Here is a 15,216-nt window from a genome sequence, read left to right on the forward strand (position 1 = left end):
CAGAAAATGTGCTAGTATTGGCGCTGACACATCAATCTTTGGTGGAGTTACTGCTTTCGACTGGGACTTAGATGCTAGTTGACCAAAACCAATTTTTGCGGCTGACGGACCTGATATTCAAAGCCGCAGTAGAGCCTCATAGGTGGCAAGATTTTCTGGATGCCCTGCACGAAATGACAGGGGGTATACGCACCCACATGTTCGGGCATGATGTCAGGTCGAACTTTCAGTTCGGAATAAAGGCCTCTGGCTATGATCCAGAAGCAATCCGCTCTTATATTGAATATTATGGTTCGATGAATGCATGGGTTCCTGGCTTTATGAGGCGGACCGCAGGGGCGGTCATGTACTCAGAGGAAATGTGTCCAGTTGAAGACTTGCTTAAAACCGAGTTTTACAATGATTGGGTGCGACCCAACGATGATATTCTGGGTGGTGGAGGTGCGGTTATCTTTAACGACAGACGCCGCAGCTTCTTACTTGGGGGAAACATTCGCCGAAGAGATATTGAAGCCAAACAGGATCAATGGATGGCACTTGTCACTCAGCTTCTACCCAGCATACAACACGCAATCGAAATCAATCAGATGATCGCGGCCCACGCCATCGAACGAAAAGCGGCCAAATTTGGGCTTTGGCACCGACCTTCGGTTGTCGCAATAGACAGTCAGCGCCGGGTCTGCTTCGCGAATGAAGAAGCGCAGTCGCTGATGCAAAGTGGTTGCGTGCTATGTTGCGATTTCCAAGAACGACTGTCTTTTCGAAATCTGCGGCTTGCACGGTTGCTTGAAAGGTTGGTTGAGAAACTCGCTGGGTATGATCTAAATCTTGAAACGACCTTCAAAGCCGTCGATCGCAAGAACGGGCGAGTTTTCAATTGTCGAACAGCAAGGCTTGTACCTTCCGATGAGGCCACTAGGCATTCAGTTCATGGTCTGATCGGAGGACCGTATATAATGCTATGCTTAATGCGCGATCAGCAGGCCACAGACTCAAAAATGATGCTGGTTGAACTGTTCTCGATGACTCCGTGTGAAGCGGAGGTCGCAACGAGTATCGCCGAAGGGCGCTCGACCCGAGAGATCGCAGAGTTTCGCAAGGTCAGTATACACACAATTCGCAACCAGCTTAAATCTGCGATGTCAAAATTGAATGTTTCACGACGAACTGAATTGGTTCGCAAGGTGCTGACTTCGATTTAGGACGATTGGATAGCAGATCGAAATCATTCCATTCACTAAGGGTTAAAGATTGGCTAGAGTTTCGTTTTGTTCTTGATTGTTCCTTCATAGGGATCACAAAAAACGCTTGGCTATCGCCTTGCAGCTTCTTTTTGGTGTGTCGTCTGCAGCGAAAGCCCGGACAGACGGGCCGTACCACAGCAATGAGAGGTATCCGTTAGCAACAACTCATGGCCGGGCACGCCGACTTCCAAGGCCAAGAATGCACGGATGCTGCGCCGCTTCAGAGGTTCGCAGAAAGCCTCGTTGGACCCGTGCTGCACGCCATGCCAAGATTAGCCATGGGTTGAACATCCGACATTGTTTGAACCAGCAAGACCCATTTCGGTGGTTCATACAAAGGAGGCTTTTGCGAGGGCCAATCAACTTCTGTTATTTTCTTAAGACTGGCTTGTCCCAGACGAGATCATGAAAATCGAAACCACGACCGAGGGTTGGCTTTATCACCTCGAAATAAGGTGACAAGTCAAAGTCGCGCGGCGCAAACAACGAATGATGGCGGATGTGATAGATCTCTTTTTGTGCAGCTTCGTCCATTGTCTCATTGAGTGATACAACAGGCAGGATGGGATAGTTGATGGATTGAAACGCCTGTGCAATTAGCGAAGAACAGATCGCTCGTGTCGGATCACCTGACCCGACAGCCAGCATCCTGCGCCGCCAATGCGCGGGCATGGGAAGTGTTGGCATGAAATAACGAAGCAGATCGAAGATGTTACGCAGATCGTATTGCAGGCCGATCTTGCCTTCCATGAAGGTGATCAAAGCAGCCCTTTCGGCATCACTCAGAGCGGGTGCGCGACAAATGCGCAAGTTGAAACCATCATATTTTGAAAGCGGCGACGTTACACAACCCTCGTGCAAATTCACTTCGATCAGGCAGCTCCGTGACCTCGCCGTGTCAGTTTGGTCCAAAGCGTCTCCAACGAAAAACGCAGCATGGGACCAGGTGGATTGCGTCAGATACTTGATTGCACCAGAAATTCGTTCATTTCCCTCAACCAACAAGACGTCGCCGGGTCGAAGAGCCTGACAGACCTTGTCAAAATCAACATGTGCGGGCGGATTGCTTCTGTAACTCCGCGCATGAAGCTTTTTCGCAATCCAGAGACCGAGTTTGCTTAAGTGTTGGTCGCAGACCTGTCTTGCTTTTGTGATCATGTGGACCTCCTCCGATGACAGCAAAGACAGCGGATGGCGAATGACCTAGGAAGTATTGTCTCCCCCTGTCAGAGATGTTTGACATCTTTCAATGCTGCAACAACCCGATCAGCCATACCAGCACAACGGGCACCATCAAACGGGAAGATAACATCGAAGCCGCCCTGAATGCGATCTTCAAGAGCGCTGCGCAACCGGCGACGGGCGCGAAAAAGACGTGTCTTGACTGTGACAGGGTTCAGCGAGAGGTCGCGCGCAATCGAAAGTATGCTCATGTTCTCGGCCTCACGCAGCAAAAAGGGTAAACGTAAATCCGCAGGCAGACTAGCAACACATTCTTCTAGTAACGCGCGCATTTGTGCCCGCCCGAGGGCTTCTTCCGGTCGGTCTGGCTGCTGGCCGGGAAACGCAAGGATGGAGCTTGTTGAATTTTCATCTTCGGCCACGGTGTCGTATGCCTCCTGTGGTCGGGCACGCCGGATATGCATCAAGGCAGCATTGATCGCGATGCGAGTAATCCAGGTGGAAAAGCGAGCTTCTGCATGGAAGTTTTCCAGTTGGGTAAATGCTTTCAGATAGGTTTCCTGAACCACGTCTTCGGCTTCCGCATCACTGGCAACGATACCTCGTGCGATCCGGAAAAGCCGTGGGTTCATTCGCCGGACGAGTTCGCGTATGGCGCTTTCGTTGCCAGCCCTTGCGGCTGTAACGAGGTCTGCCTCTGGAGTGTTCTGCTCCAAAATCTCGCAGATTTTCTGGCTTGGTCGGGCGATCATGGGGCTTTCTCCTCTTCGATCCTGCCACGCGCAAGAATTGTCTCAACCGTCGGCAGGGCTGCCAAAACTTCGGGTGAAACGTCGTCCGTGTCAGTGCTTGGCCCTTCCCAGCGGGTGTCGTCCGGGCGACCGACCACAAGACGTCCGACCATAGCCGCCATCTCATGCGGGATGCAGTAGTAGTCGTAAACGCCGGGCTCTGTCAGTGTCACTTCAAAGCTTTCATCCGGCAACAGGAAATCACTGTCCCACGGGGTTGCCGCCTTTGGAATGCGGCGGGTTCGATCATAGTTGGAAGGATGATAGGCGGTCGAGGTATGACTGCTGCCTGTGTCTCGATTGACAAACCGGATGGTTGTGCCGGCCCTCACGGCAAGGCCATGGGGTTTGAACCAGACCTTTTCACCGCGCATCGTACCGACCATTTCTATAATCTCCATCGAAGTTGCACGCAGGATCGCAGGGGCTGAAAGGGTGGCAAGGATGCCACCCCCCATAGCCAGAAACGTTCGTCGTGCAAAAGTCATTCGGCCAACCGCGATTTGGCGTCGCCATCATGATACAGCACAACATGTGCGTGCGGTTTGTCGACACCGGGATGGCCAGCATTGTAGTAGACATCGACCGAAGTGACCTCGTGCGACCCTGTCGCCAAATCATCGTAAGAAACCCCGTTCTGAAGCTCTTCCAGCGGTGTCATGTAGACCGTCGCAGACAGCTTGCCGTCATGGTCATACGCCAGAAACGGACCCGCAGGCAGCGTATCAGGGGATACAAACAGCGTCCCCAATCCGGGAATGAATTCGGGCAATGGCAGGACATCGCTAACCTGTACATAGGGATCGCCCGGCGGCGATTGCAGCAATTCGCTATCCTGTGCGAAGGCGAAGGTTGCCGACACGGCCAATACCACGCTTAAAGCCATAGGTTTTATCATCTTGTTGCCTTTCGATTTTGAAGGGCGCCAGTTTTCCGGCGCTCAACCCTTTAGATGCAGCAACTCTGAAAAGGTTCCCGTCAAAGCACAGGTAAATCGTAAAGTGTTTGAGTGGCGGTGAGTTGATGCAAGCGATCTAAGCGGCGAAATTCTGGCATGGCTATCGGACTGATCAAAGACACTGCTGTGCAATTGAACGGTTGCGTCCGGGCAATGTGGTCGGCGGAAATTCGGTCCTTTCTGTCATTATTCTATTCAGAGTTGACAGATCAGTTAGCCAAGGAGCATGCTTAAAACTATTCAAAGAGTTTATTGTGCGAAATGGAGTGATATGTATACCCTTATCGCAAATTTCGGTCTGGCACGCGCTTTTCGCGCTGAATTCGTGCCTTTCGTGATCGCACTGGTCACGGCGCAACTCTTCTTCAAATGGGGCAGTTTTGGCTTGGAGCTTATGGGATTTCTCGTCCTGTGGGCTGTTTTGGGCTTTGTTTCTGATCGCGTGATGCCGGCACCCGGCAAGGACTGACGCGACACACCTATCGACGTCAACGCACATCACGTTTGTTGGACCAACCAGCAAGCGAGGAGGATCGCTATGGGCAAACCGCCCCGACCTAAACCAGAAACTGAACAGGATGCGACGCGTCCGGGGAAGCGACCTCAGATGTCCAAACCCAACGCGCATCTCGCTGATCTTGAGCGGCTGGTTGGCGCTGGCGCGTTGCGGGTGGCGATTGATCGGCTGCTTGAACGGACACCGGACAAGGACATCGACAAGGACGTTGATGAGGTGTGTGAAAAGTTGTTTCGGACACTCAGAAAGCGCTGCCCGCATCTGGTGCCGGATCGTCCCGTGAACACCGGGCAAGTTGGTCCCAAAATTGATTTAGGCCCTGAAACCGCGGTGACCTTGTTTCGGGGTGCTGCGATGAAGCTGGCGGGCGACAAGCAGGTCATCTGGGTGCTGGGTGACAGCGAAATCCTGGTTTTCACAAGTCGCGTTGCCATCGAAACCGAACCGGGACGGATCGTCGTTCACCTGCCCGTCAGGACCGACCAGACCAAAGATGTGGTGATCAAGGTGCCTTTCGCGGTGGGGTCTGAAAAGCGTCCTGCCGGGCTGATGGCGTCCACGCCGATGCGTCCCATCGGACCGGAAGCAATTGTCGAAATATGGGCCGAAGCCCTGACCGCCTTCGCCTGGGGGGCCGTTCTGACCCTGGCCGAGGTGCTGGCCAACCGTGCCGGACAAGACCCGGATCGCCAAGGGCTGATCGCGTTCAACCTGCTGGCGGGGGCCGAGGGGCTGTCGATCGGCACCATGGCGCGGCACGGATTTGACCGGAGGGCGCCATGAGCCTTGATGCTGCCGATTTTGGAGATATCGAAGACGTCCTGAAGGCGCTTGGATTTGCGGGCGACAGCGGTGCGCTAAACGAAGACTGGCTGGCCGATCCGATCACCTATCTGAAAACGATGCTCGCCAACGAGACCCAGCGCGAGGCGCTGTTGGCGGTTATGGATCGGCTTTTGGAAGGTGACACCGAGTTTGACGGCGAAGGTCATCAATGGTTGCCGATCGTGGCAAGCGATGATGGCGCGGCAACCTTCTATTTCGTCATCGACGATGAACCGGAAGCCGAGGTTCACGTCGGTCTTGGCGTGCGGTTGAAAACCACGGACCCGGATACGGCAACCTCGTTCTTCGTGCCCTTGTTCCGGGCTGCGAAGCAGGGTCATTCGGTTCCAGACCCGGTCTTGATCGGACATCCGGGTGGCAAGCTTATTCTGGCAAGCGAGATTGTTGTCGACCCCAATCCGCCCACCGGCGAAGCGGGGCTCAGATCCATTGGTCTGGCCTTTACAGCACCAACAGCCGCGGGCGATGGCGATCCAGCGGTGGCGTTGACACTTGGGGGGCTGTTCCTGCCGGGGTTTTCGGCCCCGCGCGATTTCTCGCTCTCGGTCTCGGATCTTGAAACACTTGATGAATCCGCGCTGGAGCTGATCCTTGGCATCATTCAAGCCATGGCGGATGGCGGTGCCACACCCGAGATCACCGCGCTGGCCGAGCTTCTGGGACTGGCTGGGTCCGTGCCGCCCCTTCCCATCGACGGGCTGGTCAATCAGGGGCCGCAGGTGCTGGCTGACTGGTTCGCAGCGCTTATGGGCGACAGCGCGTCCAAGTCTGCTTGGATGCAAGCGGCCGCCAATCTGATCGGCGGCGCGGCAAGTCTGTCAGGCGATACGCTTGCCATTGATCTGGGCGGTGGTGTCAGCGTGGATCTGGTGATTGCGGTCGTGACCGGACCCACCGGGCGGCCTGTCGTGACGCCGTCAATTTCCTTCGGGATCACCCAAGGCTCGGCTCGGGTCGAGGTGGCGGCGGATCTTCTGAAGCTTGATCTGGGCACGGGTGGTGCGGTCGCAGTTCCTGCGCTGACTGCACAAGTAAGACTTGGCAATTCCGGTGCGCCGCTTCTTGTCGGCGATCCTGGGATCGAGGCTTTGCGCGCTGGCATTGCCCTTGGCCCTTCGCGCCAACCCATCGCGATCCTTGCGCTTGATCAGGTGGTGATCGCGGGCAACTCATACGAGGTTCTGGACCTGTCCACACCGGACGCCATTGCCGAAGTCGGCACGACGGTGATCGGCGATGTGATTGCAGACCTGCTGGCGCAACTTGGCCCCCCCGGCACGGCAATCTCGGTTCTTTTGGGGATCGCGCCCCCAGCTGGTGCACCGGGACTGCCGACATTGGACCTGTCGGCGTTCCTGGCCGACCCGTTGGCCGCCGTGCGAAACCACTGGCTTGGGCTTCTTGGCAGTCACGCTGGCGATATTCCAGACGTTCTGGGCGCCCTGCGCGGGCTGTTGGCTGACGCAGCGGTGGCCGCTGACCCTGTGACGGGGAATGGCACCGTCGAAACCCCGTGGCGGGTTGTAATCACCGGACCGGTGGCATTGCTTATTCGTCAACCCGATCCGAGTGTGATCGAGCTTGCCGTTGGCGTGACCGCGACACAGTCCGAGCTGGGCGAGCGCTGCACGGTGCTGGAAACCAGCCTTGATATCCTGATCATGCGCGCAGATCTGGCCGCGCCCGACGCTGCCTTTGCAGCCGAAGTCACCCTGAACATCGACGCCCGTGGTCGAGGCACGCGCCGCACTGCTTTGGGCGACGATCCGTTGGCAATTGCCGCAGATCGGGTGGGTGCGCGCTTTGGCTGGAGCGCGACCGGAGGGCTGTCAGTCAGCTTTGCCGCGCCCAACCCCGCGCTGATCGTCAGCCAGATCGAGATTCCGCTGGAGATTCCAGACTTCGATCAGGGCTTCGACGCGCTTACACCGGCGCAGTGGGATGCCATCGAAGAGCTGATTGGCCTACTGGGTGGCTCCATCGCCGCGCCCTGGGCGGTGGACATTCTTGCGGCCATCGGTTGGAGCCGCGCCGGTGTTCTGGCCGAGAATACCGCGATCAATCGCCTGGCGCTGTCCGATCTGATTGCCGACCCCGACGCAGCGCTTCGCGCTTGGCTGGGCCGGCTGATCAGCGATCCGGGCGGGTCGCTGCGCAAGGTGTTGGAGCCATTGGGCCGCGTTCTGACCGGCAGCCGCGAGAGATTAGGTGGGCTTAGCGGGCGCGGTGCCCCCGACGACCCGTTTCGGCTTGACCTTGCGCCGAATCTTGGTGGCCCGGCCTTGGGGCTTTGGAAGATGCCGGGGCGCGCGGTGCAAGGCGATGGGCTGGTCCAGTCGGAAGCGCTTCGTCTCTGGGAACCCGGCGCTGCGCCGCTTGATGCAGCCTCGCTCGCAGCCGGTGTCGTGGTCGAGCTTGCCTCGCGCGAAGGTCTTGCTCAGGCAAGCGCGCGGATTGATGCGCTGACCGCCGGGATCGACGCGCTTGAGGCGCGGCTGTCGGGCACGGATGGCCTGATTGCGCCGCCGGATGTCCTGCCGGGCGGTGCGACGCGCCATGAGATACCCAATATAGCCGGGCCGGGGCTGCGCGATGCCATAGATCTGGGCGTGGTGTTTGGCGCTGTGCCCGGCACCGTCCTTCATGTGGCGGTGGCCAGCGAGGCCGATGCGTTCCCGTTCGACGCTGCCCCGGACGATCGCAGGATCGACCTGCGCCCCGCAGGTCGCGCGCCCGATACGTTCGAGGCACCAACACCCGCACCGGGCGAGTGGTTCATCGCGTTGGGACCTCGTGCAGATGTCGCGCTGTTGTCGGGCGATCCGGACGGCACCGGCGGGCAGGCCGCGCGGCTGGCACGGATTATCGGTGCGTTTTCGACCGTGGGCGGTGATGTGGCGGTGGTGGCCGATGCGGCTGGGTCCCATGCGGCGTGGCTGGCCTGTGAGATCGTCGGGACGGGGTCGGTCAACCGGCTCTTGACCCTTGGTATGCCGCTGGCCCCGGTCGCGTTTTCGATCTTTGACCTCAACCCAGGTGCCGAGGCATTGCGGACCTTTCTGGGGTTGCTGCCGCCCGTAGATCCGGTCACGCCCGATGACGACGCACTTGGGGTCGCCCGCGCGGCGTTTGGTGCACTGTCCGGTCTGTCTCACTTTGCCGACCCCGCGGCAGAACTAAGCCCGCCTGCCAACCTTCCGGCCGCAGCCGCCGCGGGTCTGGACCTGCATTGCGCCTATGGCGTCTTTGATCGTGCGGCGATCCAGGCGGCCCTGACAGCCGCTGCGGCGGCAGGACTAAGCGAACGTGCGGGCATGCAAGCCGATTTCGAAGCCGGGGCCGCCGTCACCGGTGCAGGATTTGGCCTGCTGTTGCCGATTTCGCCAACCAGCGGAGGGCTTTCCGTTTCGGGCCACGTGGCTGTGGAACTGGGTGCCATTGCGCTTGACCCCCTTCCATCACTCACGGACGAGCGTAGCGTAAGGCTGCATCTTGAGATCCGCCGAGACGGCGGCTGGCTTCTGGGCGGGCCGGGATCCGGGGCAGGGGCCGCGCAGGAACTTCGCTGGATCGCGGTCGACATCGCGGTGCCCTTGGGCGCGTCAGGTCCGGTGGAAGCCGAGATCAGGCTGCATGACGCGGTGATCTTTGGTCTGACCCGCGATGTCTGGGTGCTGCGTGAAGCAGGCGCCGAGGCTGCCGAGGGCGTGGTCACGACCGCGCTGCCCGAAGTGCGGGTGCTGCTGTCATCCGTTGTGACGGCAATCCTTGACGATCCAAGCCCCGAAATGGGCGCGTTGGGCGATTTGCTGCGCGCGATGGGCATCGTTGATGAACTGGGCGGGCTGGTGGCAACCGCTCTTGATCGTGTGCTGCACGAACCCGACGCACAGGTGCGTGACGCGCTTCTGAGCTCTGCACGGGTCTTGGATTTGCAAGATGCCGCTGACACGATCTTCGCGGGCATTCCGGGTCTGAGCATCGACATTGCCGCTAGGTCTGTCTCGTTTTCGCTGGCAGGATCGAGCCCGGCCTTGGGCTTGCCCAATTGGAGCGTTTCCGCGAGTGCCGCGAGCACGGGGCCAGTCACCGCGGACCTGAGCATTGGCACCGCGTCGTCGGGCGCGCTGACAGCGTCGCTTGTTCCGTTGGAGATAAGCCTTGATTGGACACCACCGGGCGCTGCACCGGTAAGCCTGCCCATCTGGCCGAATGCGGACGCCGCCGCCCTTGCGCGCGAAGGCGCGCCGCTGACCATCGCCAGCGCGGTCAAATTTGGCGTCGATTATATGCGCGCTCAGGATGATGGCGCGAAGCTTGTTATCGATGGGCTGCTTGAGCTGTTGGGGCTTTTGGCAGCCCCCGGGCCGGACGGTGATCGGGCCATGATCACGCCCATCGGGTTGTTCCGCGATCCGGTGGGATGGTTGAAAAGTGACGCCGTCTTCGGGCTGGCCGGTGGCTATGACGCAAGCCGCGTGGGCGCGGCCTTCGACGCGCTGCGGCCTTTCCTTGGCTTGGCCGGCGCGCCGGGGCGTTGGGACGTTGCGGACGGCGTGGCGATTGAATTGACCGGCGCGGGGGGCGTGCTGGATCTGGGCTTGGCGCTGGATAGCAGCGCGATTGGCGGCGGGGCCGAGCAACTGGCCTTTGGTGGCCGGATCGGGCTGTTGATCGCCGATACAGGACCGGTTGCGCCAAGCATCGCCATCTTTGCCGGGCTTCCAAGTGCCATCGAAGGGCGCAGCGCCGTGCATCTTCAGGTCGCCCCGGATATCAGCCTGTTCCTGCGCAACGCTAGCGGCACCGACCTGCCGCTGTATCCGAACACGCCCGGCCTGGCCTCGCTTGTCAGCACGGCGGTCGAAACCGCTTTGCCCCTGGCGCTGAATGCGCTGGTGGATGCGGGTGGCACGGCGGGCGATGTGGTGGCGGCGGTGGGCGATGCGCTGGTCTTGCGCGAAGGCACGCCGCCGGAGTTCACCGGCCCGCGCCTGTCGGCCTGGGCAAACGACCCGGAGGGCGAGCTTGCCGCACGCTGGCCTGCGATCACCACCGGCGCTTTGAACGCGCTGGCCAGTGCGCTTGCGCCGGTTCTGCCCGCAGGGGTGTCGGCGGCTTCAAGCGCGACCGGATTGGACATCACAGCGGGGCCGGTGACCCTGTCGCTGGAAACCGGACCATTCCGGTTTACCATCGGGTATTCCGACACCGGGTCGCCCTTTGTCGAAACCATCACCACTGCACTGGCGTTTGACGCAGATGGGCTGGACGAATTCACCGGCAGCGTCGGACCGGCGTCGATTGACGCAGGCGGCGCAAGCCTGTTCCCGGTCGTCTCGTTCGAGGTGGGCGAGGGCATCGCGGTGCCCTTCGTCGGGCTTGGCCTTGCGATAGCGGGCGACGGGGTGCAGGTGCTGACGCTGCGCACGATCCTTGAGCCGTTGGGGTTCGAGGTCGTGTTCGACGATGGCGACGGGCCTGTGTCCGACCCGGCCAGCGTGGCCTCGGGCCTGTTGACGCTGACGCTGGGTCTGGTGATCGACTTCCTACGCCAGACCGACGCTGTGCAAGACCTGTTGGAAACTGAGATCCCGGGCACTGGCTCGAGCGATATCGAGGATCTGCTGGAAGGGGTGATCCTTCTGGATGGCGATACCAGCCAGCTTGACTTGGCGCTGTTCCAACTGATCCCGACGCCGGGGCAGAGCGCGGCAGACATTCGCGATAATTTCGTCGCGCGAATGATCAGGTTGATCGAAAACTTCGCCAATGCGGGTCCCTCCGTGACCATCGACAGTATCCTGACGGTGGGTCTGGCGCGGGATGGCAATGCGATTGGCGTGAATGTCGGGCTGACGTCACGCCTTCCGCTGACCTCGGGCGATGTGGTGGTCTCGATTGAAAATGACAGCCGGTGGATCAAGGACGCACCGCCGGCAGGAATCGTCATCGGGCTGGTCGAGACAAGCCCGACGCTGGGCTTTGCGCCGTCGATAGCGGCCAACGGGCTGGGCGTCAGGATCGGCAAGGATGGTGGGCCGCTGGTCGATTTCGGCCTGTCGCTTGGCTCCATTGCGTTGCATTTGTTTGGCCGGATCGGCAATGGCCCAGCTGCAGGCGGTGTGCAGGTGCAATTGTCCGACCTTGCGGTCAGTGTCTCGGGCGGAACCGGCGGCAATCCGGTGGCGCAGGGCATCATGGACGAAAGCTCGGACAGTGGGCAGGCGTTGGCACCGATGTTCAGCCCCGCACTGGCGATCCAGAAACACGGGTCCGATCCGGTGATGGTGCGCCTGTCGGCGGGCGAAGGTGATGGGCCTTGGTGGCTGTCGATCAAGAAAGGCTTTGGGCCGCTTTACGTCGATCAGGTCGGGCTGGGCGTGACACAGACCGGCGAAGAGCTTGAGAAGATTTCGCTTCTGTTTGACGGCAATATCTCGATTGCCGGGCTGACGGCGGCGGTGGACGACCTGCAACTGACCTATTCGCTGGATGCAGGGCCCGTCTATGACCCCGGCAGTTGGAGCGTCGATCTGGCGGGTCTGGCGGTCAGCGCGGATCTGTCGGGTGTGCAACTGGCCGGGGGGCTGCGGAAATACTCGGACCCCGGCAATCCCGACAATGTCGAATATGTCGGCATGTTGTTGGCACGGTTCGCCGCTTATGGGCTGTCGATCTATGGCGGCTATGCGTCGATCGAGGAAGGCGACGAGGGGCGTTACACCGCCTTCTTCGCCTATGGTGCGGTGGTCGGTCCCATCGGTGGGCCGCCTGCGTTCTTCCTGACCGGTATTGGCGGCGGGTTCGGCATTAATCGCGAGATCGTCGTGCCAGACGATCTTTCGAAATTCGATGAGTTCGTGATGATCCGGGCGCTTGATCCCAGTGCCTCGGCCCCGTCGGACCCGATGGCGGAAATGGACAGCGTGCGGGTCACGTTCCCACCGCGCAAAGGCACGTTCTGGTTTGCCGCCGGGATCAGCTTCACCAGTTTCATGATCGTCGATGGCGTGGCGGTCGTCGCGGTCGAGTTCGGCAACGGGTTCGAGTTGAACATCTTTGGCCTGGCCCGGATGGCCTTGCCGCGCCCGCAGTTCCGGCTGGTGTCAATCGAGATCGCGCTGGTCGCCCGCTTCTCGACCGAAGAGGGTGTGATCTGGATACAGGCACAACTGACCGACAATTCCTGGCTGCTGCATGAAAGCGTGCGGCTGACCGGTGGGTTTGCCTATGTCTCGTGGTTTGGCGGGCCGAAAAAGGGCGAATTCGTGCTGACCTTCGGCGGCTATCACCCAAAATTCCATCGCGACGGCTATCCTGTGGTGCCGCGGCTGGGCTTTCATTGGCAACCGATCAGTAACATTGTCATCAAGGGTGGCAATTATTTTGCACTGACCTCCGAGGCGATCATGGCGGGGGGCGGGCTGGAAGCGTCGGCCACGTTCGGGCCCGCCTGGGCGCATCTGGCCTATGGCTGCGATGTGATCATCTATTTCGACCCCTTCCGATACGAGGCTGAGGCCTATGCCAAGATTTCAGCAGGCGTCACGATTGATGTCTGGATCGGCAAGATCACGATCAAGATCAGCCTTGGGGCCAGCATCTATGTCGAAGGGCCGGAGTTCCGGGGCGAGGCGAAGTTCAAGGTCGGGCCGGTCAAGCTGAAGGTGAAGTTCGGCGCCAAGCAGCAGTCGTCGCCCAACTACATCAGCTGGACCGATTTCGTCGTCAAATATCTGGAAGAGGCAACACCGGGCACCGCACGCGCCGTGTCGGCCATCGCGGGCAACGGGGCCTTGCCGCCGGGTGGCGAGGAAGGCACGGCCGACGGGTCCGTCGCGCACCCGTTCGAGGTGTTGAGCGAGTTCGAGATGACCGTGACAACCACGTTGCCTGCCGACCGTCTTGTTGTGGGCACCGCAAGCCCGCAGAATTATTCAACCTTGCCGCTTGGTCTGCCGCCGATCAATGCCTCACTGGACGGGTCCGAATTGTCGCTGTCATTGATCCGTGTCGATACGGATGCCGAGCGGATCAACGAAACCGGCGTGACGGTTCTTGGCCGATACACGGGCAAGTTCCCGATGGCCGTCTGGGGGCCGCCGCAAGAGCTTGACAACAAGTCCATGCCTAAAGGCGAGGTGCTGGACGCGCTTGAAGGCGCACATATGACCGTGAAGCCCTCGCGCATTGGACGGCTTCCGCCCGAGATTGCGTTCAATCAGGTCGAGGCTGGAAAGCGCAAGCCGCTGCCATTCGTCACCGAGGCCACCGTGCGCCCCGGCTTCCTGTCCGATATCGGCGGGCTGGTTGCGACCGTGCCGGGCGGTTTGGGGCCGAAACAGATATTTGAACTTGAACAGGGCATCCTTGCCCAGAACGGGTTGGGCAAAGCGGCGTTGGCCGGACGAGCGAATGCGCGGGTCGCGCCGGGGCGCATCGGCTCGCTTGGTGAACGTCTGGTAGAGCCGGAGCCAGCGACGTTAGGCAAAGTCCTGAAAGCGGCGCCGGTCAAGGAACTGGACCTGTCGGTCAAACCGCCCCGCGCCGCCGCGATCCTCAGTCCAGAAATCCGGGCCGAGGCTGCGCCAAGGATCACCACCGTCAGAGGCACCGGCCAAGTCCAGCGCACCGCCGCCCCGAGCCTTGCGCAGATGCGTTCTGGCCTTTCGTCACAAATGCCCTCGGCCCTGACCCGCGTCGACACCGCAGCGCGTGGCCAGAAGACCGTCATTGCGGGCACCCGCCCACCCGTGACGCAATCGGCGCGGGCCAATGCCAGTTTCGTGGCAGGGCTGGGTCAGGACGGCGCGGCGGCAGCGCGTCTGGCGGCGTTCGACCGGGTGGCCACCGGACCTGCACGCCGCGGGGCGCCGGACAGCGCACTGCTAGCCCCCGGCGAGATCGCCATATTCGACATGCCAGCCGCCCGACGCTCGAACCCGCGCCTTGGGGCGGGGACCATTGCGACCTCGGGCGGGGCGGCACGTGTGACGGCCATTGGGCTTGGCGGCGCGGTACTGGACACCGGCAAGCCTGTGCGCGGGCGCGTCAGCCTGCCGGGCAGAACCTCGCGGATCGTTGTCGAGGCGTTGGGTGATGGCGGGGCCAAGGGCGGCGTTTCGGGCTGGATGGCCGAACAGGAGCTGGCGTTTGTGGGTTGGAGCCGCGCTGTTTTCGCCGGTGGTTCAGTTCATGCAGCGGGCGCGCAAATCGGACGCCGCAACGAGGCGGCGGGTCTGGGCTGGATCAACGCGGCAAAGCTCACACGGCAAGGTCGGATCACCACCCGGTTCGAGGCTTTCCAACCCCTGCTGGTGCTGCTGCTTGAAGGCCCGGTTAATCCCGATGCCGCGCGCGATTTTGCGCTGGCTTTGACCGGCGCAAAGGAAACTGCTGCAGCGCCGGTCGTTGTGAATTTGGGCGCGCGCACCGCACTGATCCTTGAGATTGTTTCGGTGGATAAAGGCAGCCCGGTCAGCGTCGGCGTGGAAAGCAAGGCACCGGGACGACTGGCTGGCGTGATGCTGGCAAACGGAAAAGCCGAGCGGTTTGCAGAGCTTTTGGGAACCCGCAGCCTTGAAGATTTACTGGACCGACCTCAGGCGGTTGGCGGCAAGCCGGTGAAAATTGCCTGGAAGAAACCTAAGAACAAAATCAAGGAGGCGTGCTGAT

8 protein-coding genes are annotated in these 15,216 nt (G+C 60.5%); 4 read left to right on the forward strand and 4 right to left on the reverse strand.

The window, feature by feature from the left end:
* The first annotated feature begins 71 nt into the window (after positions 1-71).
* Positions 72-1,202: a helix-turn-helix transcriptional regulator gene (locus MWU51_RS16760; RefSeq protein WP_247039634.1), complete on the forward strand. Its 1,131-nt coding sequence runs from the start codon at positions 72-74 to the stop codon at positions 1,200-1,202.
* Between the two features lie 411 nt (positions 1,203-1,613).
* On the opposite strand, the gene MWU51_RS16765 is transcribed toward MWU51_RS16760, so the two are convergent.
* The 4 genes from MWU51_RS16765 to MWU51_RS16780 all read right to left on the reverse strand — a co-directional run bounded on the left by MWU51_RS16765 (position 1,614) and on the right by MWU51_RS16780 (position 4,103).
* Positions 1,614-2,402 (reverse strand): lipo-like protein, encoded by a 789-nt coding sequence (locus MWU51_RS16765; protein WP_247039636.1) that lies wholly within the window; start codon positions 2,400-2,402, stop codon positions 1,614-1,616.
* A gap of 68 nt (positions 2,403-2,470) precedes the next feature.
* A complete protein-coding gene (locus MWU51_RS16770) occupies positions 2,471-3,178 on the reverse strand; it encodes an RNA polymerase sigma factor (protein WP_247039643.1) in 708 nt (235 codons plus the stop codon).
* Positions 3,175-3,705 (reverse strand): plastocyanin/azurin family copper-binding protein, encoded by a 531-nt coding sequence (locus MWU51_RS16775; protein ID WP_247039645.1) that lies wholly within the window; start codon positions 3,703-3,705, stop codon positions 3,175-3,177. Before MWU51_RS16775 ends, MWU51_RS16770 begins: the two co-directional genes overlap by 4 nt.
* A complete protein-coding gene (locus tag MWU51_RS16780; RefSeq protein ID WP_247039647.1) occupies positions 3,702-4,103 on the reverse strand; it encodes a hypothetical protein in 402 nt (133 codons plus the stop codon). Before MWU51_RS16780 ends, MWU51_RS16775 begins: the two co-directional genes overlap by 4 nt.
* Before the next feature lie 343 nt (positions 4,104-4,446).
* Between MWU51_RS16780 and MWU51_RS16785 the strand changes: the two genes are divergently transcribed.
* From MWU51_RS16785 to MWU51_RS16795, 3 genes are all read left to right on the forward strand, one after another.
* Entirely contained in the window at positions 4,447-4,644 is a 198-nt protein-coding gene (locus MWU51_RS16785) for a hypothetical protein (RefSeq protein ID WP_247039655.1), read from the forward strand.
* A 69-nt stretch (positions 4,645-4,713) separates the two neighbouring features.
* On the forward strand, positions 4,714-5,475 hold the full coding sequence (locus tag MWU51_RS16790) for a hypothetical protein (RefSeq protein WP_247039657.1): 762 nt from the start codon (positions 4,714-4,716) through the stop codon (positions 5,473-5,475).
* Positions 5,472-15,215 (forward strand): DUF6603 domain-containing protein, encoded by a 9,744-nt coding sequence (locus MWU51_RS16795; protein WP_247039659.1) that lies wholly within the window; start codon positions 5,472-5,474, stop codon positions 15,213-15,215. The genes MWU51_RS16790 and MWU51_RS16795 overlap by 4 nt, the downstream gene beginning before the upstream one ends.
* Position 15,216: the final 1 nt, after the last annotated feature.

Origin of the sequence: Aliiroseovarius sp. F47248L (genome assembly GCF_023016085.1) — a bacterium.
Lineage (GTDB): Bacteria > Pseudomonadota > Alphaproteobacteria > Rhodobacterales > Rhodobacteraceae > Aliiroseovarius.

Coding starts and splice junctions, on each gene's coding strand:
- MWU51_RS16760 (WP_247039634.1), top strand. CDS start 72: ATGCTAGTTGACCAAAACCAATTTTTGCGGCTGACGGACCTGATATTC.
- MWU51_RS16765 (WP_247039636.1), bottom strand. CDS start 2,402: ATGATCACAAAAGCAAGACAGGTCTGCGACCAACACTTAAGCAAACTC.
- MWU51_RS16770 (WP_247039643.1), bottom strand. CDS start 3,178: ATGATCGCCCGACCAAGCCAGAAAATCTGCGAGATTTTGGAGCAGAAC.
- MWU51_RS16775 (WP_247039645.1), bottom strand. CDS start 3,705: ATGACTTTTGCACGACGAACGTTTCTGGCTATGGGGGGTGGCATCCTT.
- MWU51_RS16780 (WP_247039647.1), bottom strand. CDS start 4,103: ATGGCTTTAAGCGTGGTATTGGCCGTGTCGGCAACCTTCGCCTTCGCA.
- MWU51_RS16785 (WP_247039655.1), top strand. CDS start 4,447: ATGTATACCCTTATCGCAAATTTCGGTCTGGCACGCGCTTTTCGCGCT.
- MWU51_RS16790 (WP_247039657.1), top strand. CDS start 4,714: ATGGGCAAACCGCCCCGACCTAAACCAGAAACTGAACAGGATGCGACG.
- MWU51_RS16795 (WP_247039659.1), top strand. CDS start 5,472: ATGAGCCTTGATGCTGCCGATTTTGGAGATATCGAAGACGTCCTGAAG.